Source organism: Photobacterium gaetbulicola (genome assembly GCF_003025515.1).
In the GTDB taxonomy this organism is placed as follows: domain Bacteria; phylum Pseudomonadota; class Gammaproteobacteria; order Enterobacterales; family Vibrionaceae; genus Photobacterium; species Photobacterium gaetbulicola.
Genome location: NZ_PYME01000014.1, coordinates 84855 through 107010, shown reverse-complemented (window position 1 = coordinate 107010; position 22156 = coordinate 84855). Strand labels below are relative to the sequence as shown.

Sequence of the window (22156 nt, the reverse complement as noted above, 5' to 3'; positions counted from 1 at the left end):
TAGGACAGCGTTAGCGAATTATTAGAAGTTGGTACTCGCCCTACCAACTTCTCCCTATCAACTCATCCAGCCAATACACATTTGTATTATGAAAAATAACATTCCCCCATAGCGATCTTCATCACAAAGTTTTAAAATAGCCTCATAATATAAATGGAGAAAGAGTAAACGCCATGACAAACGAAAGCCAAGAATACCAAACCTGCGAAGCTTGCGGTGTTTCAGCTGAGATGGGTTTCATCATCAAAGAAAATGATGATGTTGCTGACGTAAAAATCTTCGGTGGTGATAAAGCTGCGCTCGAAGCAGAGCTTGCCAACTACCTAGCCCTTGCACAGGAAGTAAACGCCAACTTCAAGCATGAAGTTAGCCCTATGCAAGACGACAGCACAGAACTAACAGCTCGCTTCCAGTTCGAATGCAGCGCTGAAAAGCTGATCTTCGAACTTAAAACACGCTCGCTAATGCGTTAATAAGTCTTATCAGACGGGAAAATTGTGTAATTTTACAACATTTTTCTCAGATTCCAGAAAAGCCGATTCCCTTTGGGTATCGGCTTTTTTTCTATCCATTTGCAGCTATATTTAATAAAGCACTCAACAAGGACATAGTTACTCCGTTTGTTTGCATATATTCCCACAATACTGGTCAGATATGCTTGCAGGCGATTTTCTGTTAGCTATGAATATCAAATTGACTGCATTCGCATAACGAATTAATAGTGGAAATTAATTTCGTTTTGTATAAAAATGACAGCATGACTATGAATCACTAAGCACATGATATTTAGCCCATATCATGGAAAGAAAAGGAAATATTCGATGAACAGCAATAAAGCACGAGTGATCTCTAACTGGAAACCAACCAACGAGCGCGAATCTGCCGCATTGAAAGAATTTTTGATGCAGGAAATGGGAGTGAAGACCGCTCACCATGAAGGTGGGACAGGCAAAGTTGGCCCTGATTCCGGCCGCCTAGTTCGTTAAGAGCTTACTGTTAGCCCTTGGTGGCAAATACCGCTCGAACGATTATCGCAAGAACCCAAGTAACAGTTCCCCCTGTTACGACAATGCAGCCAGCCCCTTTGGGGTTTGGCTGCATTTTCTTATCCGCTTTACTTAAACTACACCTTGTTTTCGATTCTTACCCATTTCAGGGCACCGTTAGATTCGAAGTGTTTTTCCGGCTGGCATTCCAGCAGCACGCCTTCAATGGCTATCACGGCACCCAATGAGTAGGATCGCCCTTCATAGAAGCAAACTCGCTGAGTATTAAATGTCCCCTCAAGACTCACTTTGGGCTGTGACTTCACCGAAATCTCTTTTGCTACCACAGCCTGGGAGTAAGGCAACATCAGCAATAAAGACAAGGTAAGTGTGAAAAGCGACGGTTTGAATAAACCTTGTTTACTCCCTGGCTTTACCAGATTCCACTTGTTCATCATCTTCTCCTTGATACCCCTGCTCTATATCATCGACCCATTTAGCGCTTTACTTAAGAAAAAAGGTATCGCAATTACTCTTTAACGGCAGCAACAACAGAAATTTCAACCAACAACGCTTCGCGTGCCATACTCGCTTCAACACAAGCACGTGCCGGCGCGTGACCTTCTGGCACCCAGTTATCCCACACTGCGTTCATTTCAGCGAAATCTTTCATATCTTTGATATAAATAGTCGCAGAAAGCATGTGCTCTTTATCACTGCCCGCTTGTTCCAGAAGTTTTTCTACTTTGTCCAGCATGGTTTGAGTTTGCTGGGTAATGCCTTGCGTCGCATCGGCACACACTTGGCCACATAGGTAAACAGTTCCGTTATGCTTAACGATACGACTCATTCGCTGACCAGTTTCTTGACGTTCAATCACAGTAATTGCCTTTTAATGTATTCGTTTCAATGTAATTCTTATCGATTACGGCTCACCGCTATATTAACAACTACATCCAGCTCAGTAAAAAGTATTTCTAACTATCATTTTGATAGCTAACGTCTTACTTACAGATTTTTCAGCGCCTCTTGCCGGCTCAATGGAGATAATTGTTCTTGGTATCGTTGCACGAAAGACCTGACATAATCAGAGTCTGTTTTCGCATATTCTCGAAGCACCCAGCCAATCGCTTTTCGAATAAAAAATTCATTCTCACTCGCCAGCATTAAAATGGTCTCTTCAAGCAAGGATAAATTGGTCTCTGACTTATGCTTGAGATGAACCAACAAAGACGCCCTGCATAACCACATATTGTCTGATTGACGCCAATTGCGGACAACCTGTTCTAATTCTCGGTGTTCCTTCACCAATGGACCAATCAAGCTAGACGCAATCTTATCGACTGTATCCCAGTGGCTTGCTTCTGTCAGCATCTCTTCGTAAACAGGAAATGCATCGATAGTACGAAAGGCTTTGTAGTATTCAGCCACATCCAGCGCGAGGTATTGCTCTTCGCGGTTCTCCCCTGACCATAGCCAAAGCACCAATCGCTTGTACTCAATGAAAGACGTGATCTTCGTATGCTCACGAGCTTGCTTGAATATTGCCTTCCTCTCAGGTGCCTTTACCCCATAGAACGGCTGGTCGGTTTTCATATACGCTTGCATGGCTTTCGCATCATTGACATTTCCAGCTTCGGCCATTCGCTGCTGCATGAATATCACCATAGGAATAACAAGTGACATCAATAACTTCCTTTTCTTTACTTATCATTAAAATATTTTGGCGATATTGGAACACAGTTGCTGCCATAGTACCAATGAATTGCAAGTGAGACTTTTTCACCGTACTGATAAAGTTGACGAATGTCCGACCTCTTCCTAGGTTTATAACAACAATAAAAAAATCCTAATACCAATGCTTATTTGCCTATTTAACTGAACACCGCTCAGCCAACAGAAGGGATACCCACCTATGGTGCCAAGAGAGGTCAAAACGGCTAAAGATGCCAAGCAGATCATCGAAGAGCGCAAGCTTAGCCACGTCAAAGTCGGATTGTTCGATAACGACGGTGTAATGCGCGGCAAGTATATGTCCAAGGAAAAGTTCTTCTCTTCCCTAGATAATGGCTTTGCCTTTTGCGACGTGGTCCTGGGCTGGGATGTCAAAGATCAGCTCTACGACAATACCCAATACACAGGTTGGCATACAGGCTACCCCGATGCCCCAGTTCGTATCATCCCTTCCAGTTGCCGGGAGGTATTAGGTGAAAATGGCATGCTGCTGTTTATGGCTGAATTTGCCGGAGAGGCGGAATCCGTCTGCCCAAGGGCCACGCTCCATCGAGTACTTGATAAATGCAAATCAATGGGATTGATACCAAGAGCAGCTTTCGAGTACGAGTTTTTTCTCTTCCGCGAAACGCCACATTCTGTCCGAGAAAAGGGCTTTCGCAATCTCGAGCCAATAACCCCCGACTGGTTTGGCTATTCGATGATACGCAACTCGACCTACTCCGAGCTCTATAAGTCCATCCTCGCGATGGGCGAAACCATGGACTTCCCGATTGAAGGCATCCACTCCGAAACTGGCCCCGGGGTGATAGAAGCCGCACTAGCGGTCGACTTTGCCTGTCATGCCGCGGACAAGGCCGCACTCTTTAAAACCTATATGAAAGTGCTCGCCCAGAAGAATGATTTGATGGCAACTTTCATGGCAAAGTGGAGCAATGACTACCCCGGACAGAGTGGTCATATCCACCTTTCGCTACGCGATCAAAATGGCAAAAATGCCTTTTTCGATGGCGATGCCCTCCATTCGATGAGCTCGCTTCAACGGCATTTTCTTGCAGGCCAACAGCGCCTTATGCCGGAGCTACTGTGTATGGTCGCTCCTTCTGTTAACAGCTATAGCCGAATGATTCCTGGCTTCTGGGCACCGACAGATGCCACCTGGGGCATCGAAAACCGAACAACATCTCTTAGGGTAATAACCGGTACGGAAAAGTCGCAACGTATTGAATACCGAATCGGGGCGGCGGATGCCAACCCGTTCCTCGCCCTTGCGGCTGCACTGGGTTCTGGCCTTATTGGTATTGAACAAGGCTGGGAGCCTACGCCACCGGTGTTAGGAAATGCTTACCAACAAACCCATAGCGATACCCTTGCCTTACCACGCACGCTATGGGATGCCACTCAGCAATTCAAGCAATCAGAAGCCGCTGTTTCACTGTTCGGTCAGGCCTTCGTCGGCCATTTTGCCGCATCGCGCGAATGGGAGGACAGGGAATTTAGGAAGCACGTAACTGACTGGGAGCTCAGCCGTTACTTCGAAATTATATGATGCGAGGAAAGGCCTTGAAGCATTCAGCCCAAACTGATAACCGGCAAGGAGTTACCCAAGATACGATATCTCCTGCAGACGGCAGTGTTGTCGCAACCGTTGTTATGGCAACACATGAGGACATCCAGCACTCGTTAGATAAATCAAGCAACGCGCAACAGAGGTGGAAACAAACCCCGCTAGCGCAAAGGCAGGAATATTGCCGACGGGCAATCGATGCCCTGCTCAGCCACCGGGATATGATAGCCAGCGAACTGAGCTGGATGATGGGACGGCCGATACGCCATAGCAGCAGTGAGCTAAAAGGGGTAGAGGAGCGAGCTCGCTACATGATCAAGCATTGTGAGCAAGCACTTGCCACCATCGAGCTCCCTGAAAAAACCGGATATACCCGATATATGGTCCGGGAGCCGCTCGGTACAGTAATGGTCATCTCTCCGTGGAATTACCCCTACCTCACCGCAGTCAACGCCATTATTCCTGCATTATTGGCCGGAAACAGCGTGATCTTAAAACCGTCTTCCCATACCCCGCTCAGCGCCCAGCGGTTCCAACAGGCTTTTGATGAAGCGCAACTTCCCGCCGGGGTTTTCCAGCACCTGTTCTTAAGCCATGAGGCAACAGAATTTATTGTTAGCAGCGATCAAGTGCAGCATGTGGTATTCACTGGTTCCGTGGCGGGAGGGGCCAGCATCGAAAAGGCAGCGGCCGGCCACTTCCATGGGCTGGGTCTTGAGCTAGGCGGCAACGACCCCGCGTATGTATGCAATGATGCCGATATAAACCAAGCCGTTGAAACCATTGTCGACGGCGCTCTCTACAATGCAGGCCAATCATGCTGCGCCATCGAGCGGGTCTATGTCGACTACCGAATCCATGACGAATTTGTCGAAAAGGTAGTCCAGCTCGTCAATCAGTACCAACTGGGTTTTCCGCTCGACAAAAACACCACATTGGGGCCGTTGATATCGACGTCAGCCGCCGACCATGTCCGAAAGCAAATCGTCGAGGCCAAACAAAAAGGCGCCCAAGCTCATATATCGGAAGCCTGCTTTCCCAATAGCAAGCCCGGTAGCCCGTACCTTGCCCCACAAGTATTAACGGACGTAAACCACCAAATGCAGGTCATGACCGAGGAAACCTTTGGCCCGGTACTGCCTATCCAGAAAGTATTCTCTGATCAAGAAGCCATAGACCTAATGAATGATAGTGAATACGGTTTAACTGCCAGCATCTTCACCCCGGATATGGCGCGAGCCATTAAAATTGGCGAGCAAGTTGAAACCGGTACCTTTTTCGCTAATCGCTGTGACTACCTGGATCCCGCATTGGCTTGGACAGGGATAAAACAGTCCGGAAAAGGCTATACACTGTCTTCACTCGGGTTTGAGACGCTGACTCGTCCCAAGTCATTCCACCTCAAGCACATTAGCAATACTACCATTGCTCCCAAGGCGGCGGACTAACTCATGACTCTCCTGCATTGGCACTACCCTACCGAAATCCTTGTTGGCGAAAATGCCAGTTCACAGCTGGCCACACTATGCCAACAGCAATCTATTGAGCGCCCACTCTTTGTCACTGATCCCTCGCTAGCCGCTACCCAAGCTATTAGGGGGATTATCGCAGCGTGCCATAACGGCCATCTGGCTGTATCCGTTTTCAGCGACTTCTCGGGAAACCCGACCGGCGAGCAAGTAGAAAGCGGCATCCGGTGCTTTCTCGAAGGCCGGCATGACGCTGTTATCGCCGTTGGCGGAGGCTCATCAATCGACACCGGCAAAGCCATTGCCTTAGTGGCAAAACAGCAGCACCCCTTGTGGCAGTTTGAAGATATTGACGACAATTGGAAAAAAGCCGATCCCTCGTTTATCGCCCCAGTGATTGCTCTACCCACAACAGCAGGCACAGGTTCAGAGGTCGGCCGTGCATCGGTCATTACGGATAGCCAAAGCCACTGCAAACGGGTCATTTTCCACCCGAAGATGCTGCCCGAGCAGGTTATTTTAGACCCAACTCTGACCGTTGATCTGCCCCCGCATCTCACTGCGGCAACGGGAATGGACGCGCTATCGCATAACCTTGAAGCCTATTGCTCCCCGAGCTACCACCCGATGGCCGAAGCTATCGCGATTGAAGGCATGAGACTGATAAAGCTCTACCTCCCCATTGCCTACACTGACGGCAGCAACCTACAGGCAAGAACCCAGATGCTAATTGCTTCATCCATGGGAGCAACGGCATTCCAGAAAGGGCTTGGAGCTATGCATGCGTTAGCACATACCCTCGGGGCGCGCTACAACTTACATCACGGCTTGCTCAATGCCGTTTTGATGCCCTACGTGCTTTGTGCCAATCGGCATTACCTGCATGAAAAAATGCAGAGGCTCTCCCATTATCTCGAGTTGGACAAAGATGGCTTCGATGGCGTACTTGAGTGGACTCTAGCATTGCGTAAGCAGCTCCGTATCCCTCACACTCTAGCTCAGCTTGGCGTGACCGCTCAGGAGCAAGCAACCATTGCTGCGCAGTCGGTAAATGATGCAGCGGCCAGTGGAAACCCGATCCACCTTAGCCAAGAGCAATATCTCGCCTTGTTTAACCATGCGCTTAACGGCACCCTCGACTTATAGGAATCAAGATGAAGCTAGGCGTATTACTGTGTGATGATGTCAGGCCCGAATTGCAGCCGAAACATGGCAACTACCCAGCAATGTTTTCCAACCTGTTTGCGGCAGTGGACCCAAGCATCGCGTTGCAGTTTTACCGAGTTATTGACGGCCAATATCCGCAATCATTAAGTGAATGCGACGGCTACCTAACCAGTGGCAGCCGCTATAGTGTCTATGAGCAAAACCGCTGGATAAATGTCTTCCAAGGCTTTGTTCACCAACTTTATTTTCAGCATAAACCCCTGGTGGGTATCTGCTTTGGCCATCAAATGATGGCCCAAGCACTTGCAGGAGAAGTAATACAGTCTGATAGGGGATGGGGAATAGGAGCAACTCAAGTCAGCCTTGACGTCCCATTAATACAGCAACCACCTTGGTTAACCGAGCAGCCAAGCAAAATAACCCTTCTGGTAAGCCATCAAGATCAAGTCATTCGCCCACCAGAAAACAGTACAATCCTGGCAGGCAGTGATTTTTGTCCCAACAGCATGATGCTGGTCGGTGAACATTTCCTTGGCATTCAAGGCCACCCCGAATTCACCCCAGAATACCTTTTCGACTTGATAAAATTCAGAAAAAGCACCTATCCAGCACTTACTTACCAAAACGCAGTGGATTCACTAGAGCAACCAACAGACCACCTTCAAATGACACAGTGGATCATCCAATTTTTCCGTTATAGGCAACTGTTAAGCCATCAACAGATCTTCGATAATACCGAATAACTCCATCAAACTGCGCCTCTCGTCTCTGTGTCTTCAAGGCTTACAATATTTCCTACATTCAATGGACGCTCATGGAGACGACTATGTATCACGCCCATATTTACTTTGATCACAACCAAGTCCGTGCGGCAGAGCAGCTACACGATAAAATCGCTCAGCACAAAGCGGCCAAACGCGTATTTCCCCTCGTGCATCGCGAAGTCGGCCCTCATAGCAAACCGATGTTTGAAGTTCATTTTACTGAAGATAAACAAGGCTTTGTCAGCTGGCTGGATAGCCAGCGCGGAGAGCTATCGGCTCTGATCCATCCGGTGTCTGATGATGCACTCTCGGACCACACTACAAAAGCACTATGGCTTGGCAAAGTACTTCCAATCAAGACCGATATATTGTTTTGAGTACATAATAAAAAACCGAGAGATGATGTCAATATCATGCATTTGAAGTGACAAACCTCTCAATAATTTGGTTTTCATGATTCATTTTGTTAGCATAGCCATCGAAATTTATTTTGGACTCTAAACAATTGGGGAAATAATGACTGTCACTAAGGATAAGTACAGTATTGAAAATACCGACTATACCGTCGGTCAGGACAACATTCAGAAATGGGGATTTGATGTTCATAATCCCGTCTTCGGTGCCAGCGCTGGCCTCATCATCGTTTTTCTAGTTGCACTTTTTGTCAGCGAACCTGAAACAGCAAAAGCCACTCTCGATGGCATCAAATGGCAGATCATCGGCAGCTTCGACAACATGTTCATGTGGGCAGGAAACCTCTTCCTACTATTCTGCCTTAGCCTGATTGTTTCACCATTCGGTAAAATCCGCATTGGTGGTCATGATGCAACACCCGAACACTCAAGCCTATCTTGGATTGCGATGTTGTTTGCTGCCGGGATGGGGATTGGCTTGATGTTCTGGGGGGTAGCAGAGCCTGTCGCTTATTTCACTGGCTGGTACGAAACCCCGTTGGGTGTCGAGGCCTACTCAGAAGAAGCCGCTTACGCCGCACTTGGCGCAACCATGTTCCATTGGGGTCTGCATCCTTGGGCGATCTATGCGGTCGTGGCACTGTCGATGGCATTTTTTGCCTTCAACAAAGGTCTACCGCTTTCTTTCCGCTCGGTCTTTTACCCGCTACTTGGCGACAAGACTTGGGGGTGGTTCGGCCATGTGATTGATGTACTTGCGGTGCTTGCCACCCTGTTTGGCCTTGCCACCTCGCTCGGCCTAGGGGCCCAACAAGCGGCCAGTGGTCTGAGCCATGTCTTTGGCTTAGAGAATGGCTTAGGTATTCAACTCGCCGTTATTGCCTTTGTGACCTCTTTGGCAATTATCTCGGTGATTCGCGGTATCGATGGTGGAGTAAAAGTACTCAGCAATATCAACCTGTTAGTGGCTTTCTCGCTGCTTATCTTCGTTATTGTCGTTACCCTATCAACCTTCTTGAAAACAGTCCCAACAACACTGCTAGGTTATCTCGATAACATGTTGCCACTGAGCAACCCTCATGGCCGTGAAGATGAAGCCTGGATGCATGGTTGGACAGTGTTCTACTGGGCATGGTGGATTTCATGGTCACCATGCGTGGGTATGTTTATTGCCCGTGTCTCGAAAGGCCGTACCGTACGCGAATTCATCACTGCAGTAATCTTCATCCCGAGCGCTATCACATTAATTTGGATGTCAGCCTTCGGTGGTCTGGCTATCGAGCAAGTGGTAAGTAAAGTGGGTGAGCTGGGAGCTAATGGGCTGACTGACGTCACGCTGTCACTGTTCCACGCCTATGACGCTCTGCCGTTTAGCACAGCACTGTCGGTCATTTCTATTGCATTGATTATGGTATTCTTCATTACCTCGTCTGATTCGGCATCACTGGTTATCGATAGCATCACTGCCGGTGGTAAAATCGATGCGCCAGTACCTCAGCGTATTTTTTGGGCGACCGTCGAAGGGGCCATCGCCGCAATGCTGCTGTGGGTGGGTGGTACCGAAGCGATTCAAGCGCTACAAGCCGGTACGATTTCAACGGCATTACCATTTACTATTATCTTGATGGTGATGTGTATCAGCCTTGTACTGGGTATGCGCAGTGAACTGAAAGTTTATCACTCGGCATACGCTAGCTAACGATTACACCTTTGAAAAAAGAATTGCAACGTCAAGTGCATCTTAAAGTAAAAGAACTCTGTTAAACAACATGACAAGGCCTGATTGCTAAACTCTGTCGCAGTCAGGCTTTTTCGCTTCTCTTTCATGCCGTTGATATTGTGATAATACCAATACAGGCAAACTCAAATCCTCTGTTCAAAGTCATCAAGTCGCAGAAAATGACTCAGTGAACTGCCCCCAGTCTCAATACTGTTACTCGGTACCGTAGTCAGTGTTTTGATAAAGGGTTTCATTGTCCCTGCCGGCGACAAATTGGTGATCTTATTTTTCAACAAATAATTGCGAAACTCTCGCCGGCTGATAATGTAAGGGCTGTAGCACATCTGTGCTTTATCAAACAGCCGAGACATATTGTTTTCAACAGTCTTAATTGATTTGTTAAGAATGGTACTTATCACATCGTTTGAAAAACCACACATAATGAAGTAGGCATAGGTCTCTTGTAATGGCGTAAAACAATCGCATAGCCCCTTCACCTCATCAAGCTTACTTCCTTGCTCTTGGTACATACTAGGGTCGTTAAATGACGAATACAATGAAAAAATAAAGCCAGTGTTAAACATAGTGACCTCAATACCAACAACCTCACCAAGTGCATTGATTAAAGGTCGTTTTGATACATAGAAAGCCTCAGTTCCCGATGTCGTTGGCACTATGTTCAATGAAAAAAGATGCTCTTTAGTTTCCATTACATGCTTATTCTGAGCATCTATAACGCTAACAAAATCATTTACATTACTTTCTAAAGATAAGATATCCCTCCCAATAACCTGCTCATTTTTCACACTAAAACAAACTTCAAACGCCCTGTTAATAAAAAAATAATTGCCTTTTTTATCATAAATAACACAGGGAAACGGGTGAGATATATTTTTTAATCTAACAGCATAAAGATACTGTTCATCGGTTATATTCATCTTTGGCTGTAATTAACTTAAATAGGGCATTCTTATGTACTTTAACACGGCCATAAGAATACCCAACAAGTGTACTATATCAATGTAATTCTCTTTTATATTGTAAGAAAAGTTGACATTTCTATTGAAGTGTTGCATTCGAACACTATTTCAATAGCACTTTAACTACTGCTATGATGTACACAGCACTAAAGATATTTTTCAAAACACTGCAATCAAAAAACCGCAGTTCTTACTGCGTTTTTTAGCGATTCACCTTATAACAGCTTATTCATTTAGCACTAAGCCTCCAAGTTAATGATATTTCTCACCATAAAACGATGATTCAACAACCTCGCTGAGCCCCCGCCAAAACTGGCTAACCGATTGACGATTAGCTTCTTTTGCGCGATAACAAACGATATCCAAAATAATCAGCAACTCTGTCATTTCAGGAAATGCCCTGACCAGAAGCCCAGCCGACAACTCGGCGTCAATTGCATGGCGAGGAGCCCAGGCCACCCCATAGCCATTAACGGCCATCTTTATTAAAGACTCGGTCAATGTCGTCTCGAATACCTGATTAAGGGGGCATCGGCTTTTATCAACTAAAGGGGCAACGACATTGTGCAGGAAAGTATGCTCTGAATATGCCAAATACGGATAGTCTTCTCCTGAAGCGTGCTGTTCCAGCAGCCTCGGTGAAATGACGGGAATGATCTCCTCCTGAGACACCAGCAACTTTTCCACCTTATCTTCAATCAAAAATGATGGGCGCATTCCCTGAGTATTGTAAGCAAACAGAATATCGCTCGAGCCATCGATTAAAGCCTGGAAATGATTGTCTATTCCCTGTACGGAGGGGTTGATGGCCAAGTTAAGCGTTTTGAACTGCCCACTTCCCTGCCGAAATAAATTGGGTAACAGGTTAACGGCAAACGAATGCAAACTAACAATACGAACAGTATTATCCGTTTTCAGTGATACCTGGGCAAAATCTTCTTTGGTCACCTTGATCTGTTCAAGCAGATTTTCCACATAAGGGACAAACTTCTCACCATGCTCTGTCAGGGTGATTGGGTAAGATGTGCGATCAAACAAAGGCGTGCCGACCCACAACTCCAACGCCTGTATCCTGCGACTAAAAGCGGACTGGGTCACATGCCGAGCCTTGGCGGCTGCGCCGAAGTTCCCTAACTCCCTCAGGCTCATAAAATCATCTAACCATTTGAAATCCATAAACTCTTCCTGCCATACGTCAAGCTATGATCTGAATGAATAGTTTCATTCGAAAACAGCAATAGAAATAAAAATACTCTTATAAAAATTAAGGTTACTCTCTTTTTGAAGCAGAAAGGCTGGTGACAACAGAACCTCTGCCAAAGCAGCTGGTTTGACTGAGCATCAAACACAGTACTTACAATCAATAACAAAAGAGCACCCTATGTTTACCCTACTTAAAAACGCTGAGCTTTATTCCCCGTTACCTATTGGCAGGACGGATATTCTAATTTCTCACGGCAAGGTACTGGCAATCAGCCCCTCAATGCAAGTTAATGCGCTTAAAGATGTGAGTACCATCGACTGTCAGGGCAAAATTGTTACTCCCGGCCTGATAGACCAACACCTCCACCTCACAGGCGGTGGTGGCGAAGCGGGATTTGCCAGCCGTACCCCGCAAGTCACCCTAAATAAACTGATTCAGGCAGGTACCACTACAGCCGTTGGTGTACTGGGTACCGACGGTATCTCCCGTTCTCCACGGGACTTGTATGCAAAGGCTGCGGCACTGCGCGAAGAAGGCATCAGCGCCTACATGCACACCGGATCTTACGAAGTACCGACCAAAACCATTACCGGGTCGATCCGCGATGATATCACTTTCATCCCTGCTATCCTCGGTGTCAAAATTGCACTTGCCGACCATCGGTGCTCCTTCCCCACGACCGGAGAACTTGCCCGTATCGTCTCGGATATCCGTATTGCAGGCATGCTTTCTGGCAAGCGAGGGCTGCTACATATCCATATGGGCGGCCTCGATAACCCATTCGCCCAAGTCAATGAGCTTCTAGCGATGGGCCTGCCCATTCACCATTTCTCGCCAACCCATGTCGCCCGTACCGAGCAGCTATTTAACCAGGCCATCGAATTTGCCCGCAAAGGCGGATTTATCGATATTACTTCCGGTGGTAGCCGTTTCACTCCGCCTGAACAAGCCGTCAAATACGCGATGGCCTCAGGTGTAGAGGCCCATCACATCACCATCAGCTCTGACGGTAACGGAAGCTTGCCTAAATTCGATGAAACTGGAGCCATCGTCGGCATGGCTGCTGCCGATGTCAATAGCAACTTACTGATATTGCCGAAGTTAATTAATGCAGGGATAGCACCAGAGCTCGCTATTGCCATGGTAACGGCCAATGTTGCTGACTCACTGGGTATTAAAAAAGGCCGGGTTGAAGCCGGCTTTGATGCTGATCTGTGTATCTTCAATGATGACTTCAGCCTAAATAGCGTCATTGCTCATGGCAAAACGATGATGCTCAACGGCGAGATGCTGGTAACAGGAAACTTTGAGTAAGCAATTCAAAATCAACATAATACAAACGACAAAGCCGTAGCGTTTCGAGCTACGGCTTTTGTATAAGCAAATGATCAGTGCTTAAGAGATTGACATAGAGCTGCCACATTGCGGGCATTTCCATAATGACTTGTATTTGATTTTTTGCCACCAGTTACGGCGCATTTTGACCATTTGAACATTACAGTGCTGACACACTTTAACACCTAACTATCTGTGATTAAAAAGCTACATCCTCAGTCTTGAGCCTTCCTTGGACGCACAAATAGTACGCCATACCAATTCTATTCGGCAAGTCATTTTCTTGACTACGCCGTCAAAATTTTTGAAAAACAAATATCAATAATCTGTTTTTAGGTAATAAAAAACCGCCAATGGCGGTTTTTCACATAGTGAACCAAGTCATTTATACGTCAACCGTCACTTTCTTGGCTAACGACATCGCCAGATTATTATCATAGTAGGCCGCTTCGTTGATAAAGTGCGGATACGCCTCGTAATCCCCCTCCCAGCATACCTCCTGACCATCAAACAAGGTAAAGATCGGATCGCCATGACGAAGTGCTTTGAAATCGGCATCTTGAACATTTCGATGAACCATACCAATACGCTCACCCTGTTTATTTTCAGGCAGCTTCAAGGTTTCATGGTACTTATAGGCCTCATAGCTAGCTGGCAGCTCAGGGACAGCGTTACGGTTGTGAAGATCAACAAAGTCCAAAATATGGCCAGTCATCTCTTCCATCCAATCCAGCACATCCTGACGGATCACAGACTGTGGCTGAGGGCCTATTTCAACGATCACTCCCTGCTGCGAAATGGAACTCAAGAAGTAGTGTTCATGAACCGCAACATGATCTTCGAGCACCACTACCGCATTCGGCATTTTCGCCTTCACATAGGCCCCGAGCTGTCGGTTAAACGCGTCACTCTGGAGCAAGATCAGCGAAGGGCCCATATTGCTGGTCGTGTTATGCAAATCGATAATAAAATCCGTTTTTGCATCCCCTTTCGGCCCTAGCTGGGCGTTAATCGCTTTTGCTCGGCTTTGTTCATAATTAGCCAAATCGGGGTTATTGAGATCATCCGCGCCAAACTGACGATTCATGTCACAGTCCAGGTAACGTTTGTTTTCCTCGAACGCCTTGGGATTGGCAAAAACAGTTTCGACCGTGAAACTACCACGCTCAATGAGCTGCGGTGTGTCACGCCACTTTCGTAGCAAATAAATGCCGCTGAATTCATTACCGTGGGTACCACCAACAATCGCGACTTTGTTCAATCTATTCGTCCCTGTCATTTCAGCTTTGACTCACCTAAATCAGTAAAAATATCATATTCACTGATACCAGCTTAATCACTATTTTTCCAGAACAATTGCATGTTTATTTACTTGAAATTCGCTGGTCGAGCCAGAGAGCTCTAGCCCTAAATGCCTTGAGGTCGGGTTTGTGCCAGCTTCAAATAGGCATGTAATTGATCATTTTTATACTCAATGGCTGAATGGATACTGCTGCCTAGGTTGGCAATAACGGTACTGGTATAGCGATTATCATCCTTATAGATGCTCAACACTAACATGCCATTGATGAGCTGCCACTCCCCTGCCGTTTTCTGCCTACGAAACAAAGTAAACTCTTCTAAGCAACCGTTGGGATAAAGCACCAACTCGGTGGTATGTCCCGCCGAGCACGTTTTGATCCAGTGCTGCTGGGTGAGCTCCTCGAGAGCAAAATCCCGCTTACCTGCCAGCCATACCTGAAGCGCATCTTGCTCCTTACTATCCGGAGTCGGTAATTTATCCAAGTCCAATAACCTTACCCGCTCCGTTTCGCGGTAAAAAAGCTGCAACAATTTTTGGGTCTTCTGATCAGACATCCCTATCTCCATAGAACAATGAGGTTTTTAAATGTAACGCTAATTAAAATACAAAATTAGTGTTAAACATTGATTTTGCAATACAAGTCAAAACTTCACCTTGCCGCGCAACACTTTCGTCTGGCCTCGCTGCGTTTTCTTATCCATTCGCTTTTTCTGCGATGAACGCGTTGGCTTGGTCGCTCGGCGTTTCTTCTGCTGTACCACCGCCGACTTGATCAAAGCCACCAACCTTGCCAGGGCATCCTCACGGTTTTGCTCCTGGGTACGGTATTGCTGGGCTTTGATAATAATAATGCCCTCTTTCGATATCCGGCTATCAGATAAAGCCAACAGCCTTTCTTTGTAAAAAGGCGGTAAAGACGAACGTGAAATATCAAATCGGAGATGAATGGCCGACGAGACTTTGTTGACGTTTTGCCCACCGGCCCCCTGGGCGCGAATCGCTGTCAGCTCAACTTCCCAGTCACCCAATTGAACTGAATTGGAAATCTCTATCATAAAGGTAAAAAATAAAGGGATTCAGCGAACAGTATACATTTAGTTGACGACTTTGTGTCGACGGCAACGTTCAGAGCAATAACGAACCTGCTCCCAGCATAAGCGCCATTTTTTTCGCCATGTGAACGGGCGTCCACATGCCGAGCACTTTTTCTGCGGCAGATGGCTTTTTTTCATTTAATCCTCACCGAAATACGGTCGTCTTTAGCCTATATACGTTCAACTAGTGATAACCGCTCAACGATAGAAACATGTCGTGCGGATTGTGGGATTACCCTATGGAATTTATTACTTCATTGATTACTGATATCGGTAATTGGATTAGACCTTGGACCGATGATATATCAACGGCAGCCATTACCTGCCTGCTTGTCATGTTCGCCGCTGACATCAACCGATTTATGCGAAAGCAACTTATTGGCACCAACTTTATTGTCAGAACAATGATTTTTATTTTGATCAATGCCTTTGGTTACGGTTTGTTTATCGTCACGACGGCCCCGATCTTGGCAACGCAGTTAAGCCAGTTGGCTAACCACTGGCTCATTATCGTTGTCACAACGCTATTCGTTGTTATTGGCATCTGGGCCCAACGCCACCGCCAACAGGTTTAACATCGTCGTCCTAGCGTTACGCTGCCATTCTGAAAATGTGGTACATCATCAACAACCACAGACCAACGCCAGACACTGCCATCAAAGAGATAACGGCAAGCTGTTTTAATTTTGCAAGAAAGCACGACATATGCATAACGAACCTCCCGAACTTACACTGGCTTGATATAGAAAGGAAAATTAAGCTTTAACAACATTTTAACCCTGATAATTCACCAGCCGTTAAGACCCAGATCAGCTTCTAGAAAAGTGGCCCGAAATGCTAAATCATTGGCATGAAATGTAAAAAAACCCGGCTTTATGCCGGGTTATCATCTTTGCCGATACCTACACCCGCCGGTAAGGCAAGTAAATCGGCTCCCAAATATGTTCAGCCAACTCGTGAGCGATATCTTTACCCGCTAAATCACAGTTAGGATCTTTGGCCTGCATGTCCTTGAGAATCCGGGTAGCTACGTGCAGCGATACCTTTTTCAGGTTACTGATACGAGGGTAAACACAGCCAGACTCCAAGTCGTCATCCTCGACCATTTCCGCCAGTGCATAGGATGCGGTGGTAAACATATCTAGCGTCACCTTTTGCGTGTGGGACACAATCGCTGCCAAGCCGACGCCAGGGAAAATAAAGACGTTGTTACCCTGCCCTATGCGGTAGTCCTCGCCGTTGTAGTTAACGTCACCAAAAGGGCTGCCTGTTGCAACAATGGCCTGTCCGTCACTCCAGCGATAGATATCTTCCGGAAGCGCTTCGCAATTCGCTGTAGGATTCGACAGAGGGAAGATCATCGGGCGCTGGCTATATTCCATCATTTTCTGAATATGCTCTTCTTTAAATGCGCCACCAATCCCACTTGTCCCCAGCAGTACCGTAACAGGATAGTTATTGATTAACTCCGTCAGCGAAACCTTACCTGCCTCAGCAACACGCCAACCTTCTGCGAGGGTTTTTGGTTTAGCATAGCGTTTCTTGTACTCATCCAACCCCTCACGGTCATCAAACACTAAACCTTGAGAGTCCAAAATAAAGATCTTGTCTCGAGCAACAGCATGAGAGCAGCCTTCTTTAAGCAGACCTGCAAAGATCTGATCGGCAACGCCTACGCCACCAGCCCCGGCTCCGTAAACGACATAGCTTTGATCCGCCAGTGATTCGCCTTTGATCTTTACCGCACCGAGAATACCGGCGAGCACCACGGAACCTGTGCCCTGAATATCATCATTGAAAGATGGCAGGAACTCTTCATAATCAGAGAGATTATCGAAGGCGTTAGATTTGCTGAAGTCTTCCCATTGAAGAACTGCCTTGGGGAAATTGCGCTTTACCTGATGCACAAACTTTTTAATAAACGCTTTATAGGCTTCGCCTCTCAAGCGTCGGCGTGGCACCCCTAGGTACATAGGATCATCCAATAAATCCTGATTGTCTGTGCCAATATCAAGTGCAATCGGCAAGCAGTGGGCAGGATGAATACCAGCACCCAAGGTATATAAAGACAGCTTCCCAATGGGAATACCCATACCTCCAACCCCTTGGTCACCGAGCCCCAAAATACCTTGGCTATCTGTCACCACGATAATTTTTATATCTTTGCCGGTAAAGTGGCGAGCCAACTCGTCCATGTTCTCAATATTGTCTTCGGTGATATAAAGGCCGCGGGCTTTTTGGTAACGATGACTGAATTCTTGGCAGGCCTTACCAACAGTTGGGGTATAGATAATCGGAGTCATTTCCTCTATATGCCTGGAGAGCAGCGCATAGAACAATGTTTCGTTCCTATCTTGCAGAGCACGCAAGAACAGGTATTTTTCAATATCGGTAGAGGCATTGCGAAAGCCATCATAGACCCGGTTTAATTGGTCTTCGAAAGTCTGAACACGCGGTGGCAACAAGCCTTCCAACTGAAAAGCTTCCCTTTCTTCGTAAGAAAAAGCGGTACTTTTATTCAAAGTCCGGTCATTGAGCAATTCAGTACCTGTCAATGAGACAGGCCTGAAGTCATCGCCATTTTCATCCTTCCAACGTAGGTATCTCCCTATCGTCATATATTCCTCCGTTCACATTATTATCATTGTTATTCATAAGCTTTCTGCTGAAGAGAAAGCCATCAAATTGTAATACTTATAAACAATGAAAAATGTGACAGTTGAAGGTTTGTCAAAAATGAAAAATACCGACAAATTGCTTTTAAAGCACAGAAATAATGTTAAAGATACAAACTATAGAGCCGTCCTGTCGTTGACTATTTCTGCCTAAAAAACACAATAACGTGGGTTTTAATCACTTTATTGGCTTTTTGCCATATGCTTGCTTCTAGTTTTTTCAAGTAAACTCATAGATTTCGACTTTACGATTTGTCGAACCAACTTCTTGTCTTTCATAACCTTTTCTCCTTGCCACAATCAACACATTTCCATATGGATTTAAACTTCAATCGTTGAATCCAGTTACGACGCACTTGAACCAAGCGCCCAGAACAATAATCACACATACAACTAGCCAAAATAATTTATTGTGAATAATTAGAGAATCAATATGTCATACACCTGATTCTCTATTTCAGGTGAAAGTAAATTTTAAGTCTGCATTATGTAATGCATTTAACAATTGGAATAAATATCTCACTTAAATTTTCAGACCAATTTCACAAACACCAATATGATTAATCAACGCTATTACAAGCCCTCTACGAGGAAAAACGCATATACAGCTCATTGTATTTACCAAAGCTCCTGAACATCATTTAGTGACAAAAAGTTAGAATATACTACCTATTAACACTCAATTCAGGCTCTGCAAGTTCCAACAAGCAAACGTTTTTGCGCTCAAAAAGCGCACAAGCAATCGGTCACCTTCTATCAACCCGGTTGTATTTCAATCAAACTCATAAAAATAATTTGAAATGGCTCACAATTATTTGAGAATCAACAGATACGAGCACAAACTTTCTTTAGCCTCTATCACTCATTAAGCTCTGAACGACAACAAATACAATGACTATGAAGAAAACTTTCATTGCAGCATCTATTGCCCTTGCTGCCCTTTCTGGCTGTAACAGCAGCGATTCGGTTAATACGTACACTGAAGCGCGATTTGCCACTTTTAACCTATCTTTTGATCGTGCTACATACGAAGATCTTGTCGCAGAGATGTCACTGACTCAAGACGAGCAATCTGTATTGATTGAGCGCTACAAGAATGAAGATCCTTCATTAACTGACCAAGAAATTGCAACTGCCGAAAAAGTGATTCAAATTCGAAATGTTGCTGAGATTATCCAACGAGTACGCCCGAATGCCTTCGTCCTTGCCGAGTTCAACAACGACGGCAATGGCGAAGATATGAAAGCCCTAAATGGTTTTCATGACAACTACCTGGCCCACTCTCAAAATGATCAACAACCTATTGCCTTTGCCTACTAGCAAAACATCGCCACCAACACAGGCCTACCAAGCGACTATGATCTGAACCTTAACGGTACCGCTTCAGGTACCGGTGATGACGCATGGGGTTTTGGGTTCTACCATGGTCAATATGCCTTTGCTGTTTTCTCCCAGTTTGAAATCGACAAAGAAAACGTACGTACTTTCCAGCACTTCAAGTGGAAAGACATGCCTGGTGAGAAAAACATCGAAATCGTAAATTGTGATGTTGAACTGCCAGCGGGTAAAAAATGCGGTGATGCTTGGTACAGCGATGAAGCCTGGGCACAATTCCCACTTTCTTCAAAAAACCATGCGGATATCCCAGTGATTATTCCTCAACCAAATGGCGAAAAAGAAGTGGTGCACTTCTTGGTCTCTCACCCTGCGCCACCGATTTTTGACAACCCGGCCAAACACAACACCGAACGTAACCGTGCCGAACTGCAATTCTGGAACGATTACATCGATTCCAAAAACTACATGTATGATGACAAAGGCGTTTACGGCGGCCTGCCAGCAGGTAGTCACTTCGTTGTTGCTGGCGATTTGAATGCCGATCATCAAATGGGAGATGGTGATCGTGAAACGATTGCGAACCTGATTAGCCACTCAATGGTCAATGTTGAAGGCACCCTAGGTAGCTATGCGCCAACCAGTAACGGTGGTGAATTCTGCCTTAACGAAGGTATCTGTACTCGCAACCCTGATACCCCGCATGTTGAAAATATCACAAGCACCAGTGGTCTTCGCCTAGACTACGTGATCCCATCGGCAACATTGGATGTCAAAGGCTCTGGCGTATTCTGGCCTGCCGGTAACGAAGACGGTTACTACCTCGTGTATGACGAAGAGCTAGGCAACAACAAAGGGGTTTCATCTGATCACCGCATGGTATGGGTTGACTTGGATCTCACCAAGTAACCCTTCAAACAAAGCCTCGCCCAATGGTGAGGCTTTGTAGATGCAAAAGCCAAAACATAACACCTTATTTCAGCGAGCGTCCCTGCGTTGCAATCATCTCCTGATACCAGCTAAAGCTCTTCTTGCGCTTGCGCTCAAGGGTGCCGGAGCCGTCATCGTGGCGGTCAACGTAGATAAAGCCGTACCGCTTGCTCATTTCAGCCGTTGAGTTCGCCACCAAATCAATAGGCCCCCAGCTAGTGAACCCCATCAACTCGACACCATCTAACAAGGCTTCCCTCGCCTGCACCAAATGATCGTTGAGGTACTGGATCCGGTAATCGTCTTGGATTTCACCATTTTCATCGATTTCATCACGAGCCCCCAAGCCGTTTTCAACGATGAATAATGGCTTCTGGTAACGGTCGTATAGGAAGTTCAGCAGAATTCGCAGCCCTTTAGGATCGATAAGCCATCCCCATTGACTTTTCTCTAGGTACGGGTTCGGCACACTGTCGACAATGTTACCGACCTCCTTCTGTTTCGGATCGGCACTGGCGCAGCCACTGGCGTAATAGCTAAATGAAATGAAGTCGACAGAAGCCTGAGAAATTGTTTCAAGGTCGCCCTCCTCCATCGCTATTTCAATGTTATTTTCACGGAAGTAGCGCAGCATATAACCAGGATATTTACCTCGGGTTTGTACATCGCCGAAAAACAACCACTTGTTGTTCTCGTGCATGGCGGCAATCACATCATCCGGGTTACAGGTATACGGGTAGTTGATCGCTCCAAGCAACATATTGCCAATTTTGCCATCAGGAATAATTTGCTGACACAATTTCACAGCTTTAGCATTGGCAACGAGTTGATGGTGGATAGCCTGATAAATAGCCTGCTCAGTGGCATCTTCATGCAACCCCACCCCTGTGAACGGCGCATGCAGTGACATATTGATTTCATTGAAAGTCAGCCACAATTTCACTTTGTCCTTATAGCGCTGGAAAACCGTACGTACGTAACGTTCAAAGAACTCAATCAGCTTGCGGTCTGCCCAACCACCGTAATTCTCTACCAGTGCGTAAGGCATTTCATAATGGGAAAGCGTCACGAAAGGGGTGATATCGTGCTTGGCAAGCTCGTCAAAAATGCGGTCGTAGTAGGCTAGGCCCGCTTCATTTGGCTGTTGTTCATCACCATTGGGGAAAATACGGCTCCAGGCAATAGACAGGCGCAGGCAGTTGAACCCCATCTCCTTGAACAGGGAAATATCGTCCGGGTAACGATGATAGAAGTCGATTGCTACATCCTTTATACCCGCAGTACGCACTTCCCGGGTTTGATGAGGACTTAAAATCCCAGAAGGTAGCATGTCCGACGTCGATAGCCCTTTGCCATCGAGATCATAAGCACCTTCAACCTGGTTAGCGGCAATTGCCCCACCCCATAAAAAATCGTCCGGAAACTGAGTCATAGCTACCCCTAATGAGTCTTTAAGCGGCCCAAGGCCAAGCAAGTCAAA

General features: G+C 46.2%; 23 protein-coding genes. 12 read left to right on the top strand and 11 right to left on the bottom strand.

The features are described 5' to 3' along the window. The first annotated feature begins 173 nt into the window (after positions 1–173). Positions 174–473, top strand: coding sequence for a YfcZ/YiiS family protein (locus C9J03_RS13845; protein WP_044621400.1), 300 nt, complete (start codon positions 174–176; stop codon positions 471–473). Between the two features lie 348 nt (positions 474–821). Further along, entirely contained in the window at positions 822–986 is a 165-nt protein-coding gene (locus tag C9J03_RS26735) for a hypothetical protein (protein WP_162845569.1), read from the top strand. A gap of 137 nt (positions 987–1123) precedes the next feature. On the opposite strand, the gene C9J03_RS13840 is transcribed toward C9J03_RS26735, so the two are convergent. The 3 genes from C9J03_RS13840 to C9J03_RS13830 all read right to left on the bottom strand — a co-directional run bounded on the left by C9J03_RS13840 (position 1124) and on the right by C9J03_RS13830 (position 2672). After that, positions 1124–1441 (bottom strand): DUF1496 domain-containing protein, encoded by a 318-nt coding sequence (locus tag C9J03_RS13840; RefSeq protein ID WP_052829646.1) that lies wholly within the window; start codon positions 1439–1441, stop codon positions 1124–1126. 74 nt (positions 1442–1515) lie between these two features. Then, the gene (locus tag C9J03_RS13835) at positions 1516–1866 is read right to left on the bottom strand and encodes a RidA family protein (protein ID WP_039456125.1); all 351 of its coding nucleotides are present in this window, start codon (positions 1864–1866) and stop codon (positions 1516–1518) included. 128 nt (positions 1867–1994) lie between these two features. Beyond that, complete coding sequence (locus C9J03_RS13830; RefSeq protein WP_044621401.1) at positions 1995–2672, bottom strand: DNA alkylation repair protein; 678 nt, start codon at positions 2670–2672, stop codon at positions 1995–1997. A 229-nt stretch (positions 2673–2901) separates the two neighbouring features. Here C9J03_RS13830 and C9J03_RS13825 point away from each other — a divergent pair, with 229 nt between their 5' ends. The 6 genes from C9J03_RS13825 to C9J03_RS13800 all read left to right on the top strand — a co-directional run bounded on the left by C9J03_RS13825 (position 2902) and on the right by C9J03_RS13800 (position 9799). Next, on the top strand, positions 2902–4269 hold the full coding sequence (locus tag C9J03_RS13825; protein WP_044621402.1) for a glutamine synthetase family protein: 1368 nt from the start codon (positions 2902–2904) through the stop codon (positions 4267–4269). 14 nt (positions 4270–4283) lie between these two features. Further along, positions 4284–5735 carry an aldehyde dehydrogenase family protein gene (locus C9J03_RS13820; protein ID WP_231580591.1) on the top strand — a complete coding sequence of 484 codons (1452 nt, stop codon included), beginning with the start codon at positions 4284–4286 and terminating at the stop codon, positions 5733–5735. A 3-nt stretch (positions 5736–5738) separates the two neighbouring features. Beyond that, a complete protein-coding gene (locus C9J03_RS13815; RefSeq protein WP_044621403.1) occupies positions 5739–6902 on the top strand; it encodes an iron-containing alcohol dehydrogenase in 1164 nt (387 codons plus the stop codon). A gap of 8 nt (positions 6903–6910) precedes the next feature. Next, positions 6911–7666, top strand: a complete 756-nt coding sequence (locus tag C9J03_RS13810; RefSeq protein ID WP_044621404.1) for a glutamine amidotransferase-related protein — start codon at positions 6911–6913, stop codon at positions 7664–7666. Between the two features lie 83 nt (positions 7667–7749). After that, positions 7750–8064: a DOPA 4,5-dioxygenase family protein gene (locus C9J03_RS13805; RefSeq protein ID WP_044621405.1), complete on the top strand. Its 315-nt coding sequence runs from the start codon at positions 7750–7752 to the stop codon at positions 8062–8064. Positions 8065–8203: 139 nt separating this feature from the next. After that, positions 8204–9799, top strand: a complete 1596-nt coding sequence (locus C9J03_RS13800; RefSeq protein ID WP_044621406.1) for a BCCT family transporter — start codon at positions 8204–8206, stop codon at positions 9797–9799. A 164-nt stretch (positions 9800–9963) separates the two neighbouring features. Here C9J03_RS13800 and C9J03_RS13795 read toward each other — a convergent pair whose 3' ends face one another. Together C9J03_RS13795 and C9J03_RS13790 are read right to left on the bottom strand one after the other, a co-directional pair. Further along, entirely contained in the window at positions 9964–10758 is a 795-nt protein-coding gene (locus tag C9J03_RS13795; RefSeq protein ID WP_044621407.1) for a PAS domain-containing protein, read from the bottom strand. A 294-nt stretch (positions 10759–11052) separates the two neighbouring features. After that, complete coding sequence (locus C9J03_RS13790) at positions 11053–11976, bottom strand: LysR family transcriptional regulator (RefSeq protein WP_044621408.1); 924 nt, start codon at positions 11974–11976, stop codon at positions 11053–11055. Between the two features lie 205 nt (positions 11977–12181). Between C9J03_RS13790 and iadA the strand changes: the two genes are divergently transcribed. Continuing rightward, on the top strand, positions 12182–13318 hold the full coding sequence (gene iadA / locus C9J03_RS13785) for a beta-aspartyl-peptidase (RefSeq protein WP_044621409.1): 1137 nt from the start codon (positions 12182–12184) through the stop codon (positions 13316–13318). A gap of 406 nt (positions 13319–13724) precedes the next feature. On the opposite strand, the gene C9J03_RS13780 is transcribed toward iadA, so the two are convergent. The 4 genes from C9J03_RS13780 to C9J03_RS13765 all read right to left on the bottom strand — a co-directional run bounded on the left by C9J03_RS13780 (position 13725) and on the right by C9J03_RS13765 (position 15874). Further along, positions 13725–14618, bottom strand: coding sequence for an aspartoacylase (locus C9J03_RS13780; RefSeq protein WP_044621410.1), 894 nt, complete (start codon positions 14616–14618; stop codon positions 13725–13727). A 128-nt stretch (positions 14619–14746) separates the two neighbouring features. Further along, positions 14747–15196 carry a hypothetical protein gene (locus tag C9J03_RS13775; RefSeq protein WP_044621411.1) on the bottom strand — a complete coding sequence of 150 codons (450 nt, stop codon included), beginning with the start codon at positions 15194–15196 and terminating at the stop codon, positions 14747–14749. A gap of 87 nt (positions 15197–15283) precedes the next feature. Then, positions 15284–15697 (bottom strand): alternative ribosome rescue aminoacyl-tRNA hydrolase ArfB, encoded by a 414-nt coding sequence (gene arfB / locus C9J03_RS13770; RefSeq protein WP_044621412.1) that lies wholly within the window; start codon positions 15695–15697, stop codon positions 15284–15286. Between the two features lie 39 nt (positions 15698–15736). Continuing rightward, positions 15737–15874 carry a DUF2256 domain-containing protein gene (locus C9J03_RS13765; RefSeq protein ID WP_082060495.1) on the bottom strand — a complete coding sequence of 46 codons (138 nt, stop codon included), beginning with the start codon at positions 15872–15874 and terminating at the stop codon, positions 15737–15739. A gap of 101 nt (positions 15875–15975) precedes the next feature. On the opposite strand from C9J03_RS13765, the gene C9J03_RS13760 reads away from it, so the two are divergent. Further along, a complete protein-coding gene (locus C9J03_RS13760) occupies positions 15976–16311 on the top strand; it encodes a DUF3392 domain-containing protein (RefSeq protein WP_044621413.1) in 336 nt (111 codons plus the stop codon). A gap of 327 nt (positions 16312–16638) precedes the next feature. Here the strand turns inward: C9J03_RS13760 and C9J03_RS13755 are convergent, their stop codons facing one another. Next, complete coding sequence (locus tag C9J03_RS13755; protein WP_044621414.1) at positions 16639–18354, bottom strand: NAD-dependent malic enzyme; 1716 nt, start codon at positions 18352–18354, stop codon at positions 16639–16641. Between the two features lie 948 nt (positions 18355–19302). Here C9J03_RS13755 and C9J03_RS27175 point away from each other — a divergent pair. Continuing rightward, entirely contained in the window at positions 19303–19731 is a 429-nt protein-coding gene (locus C9J03_RS27175) for a hypothetical protein (RefSeq protein ID WP_338064701.1), read from the top strand. 6 nt (positions 19732–19737) lie between these two features. Next, positions 19738–20655, top strand: coding sequence for an endonuclease/exonuclease/phosphatase family protein (locus tag C9J03_RS13750; RefSeq protein ID WP_338064702.1), 918 nt, complete (start codon positions 19738–19740; stop codon positions 20653–20655). Positions 20656–20719: 64 nt separating this feature from the next. Here the strand turns inward: C9J03_RS13750 and C9J03_RS13745 are convergent, their stop codons facing one another. Further along, complete coding sequence (locus tag C9J03_RS13745; protein WP_044621415.1) at positions 20720–22108, bottom strand: glycoside hydrolase family 1 protein; 1389 nt, start codon at positions 22106–22108, stop codon at positions 20720–20722. Positions 22109–22156: the final 48 nt, after the last annotated feature.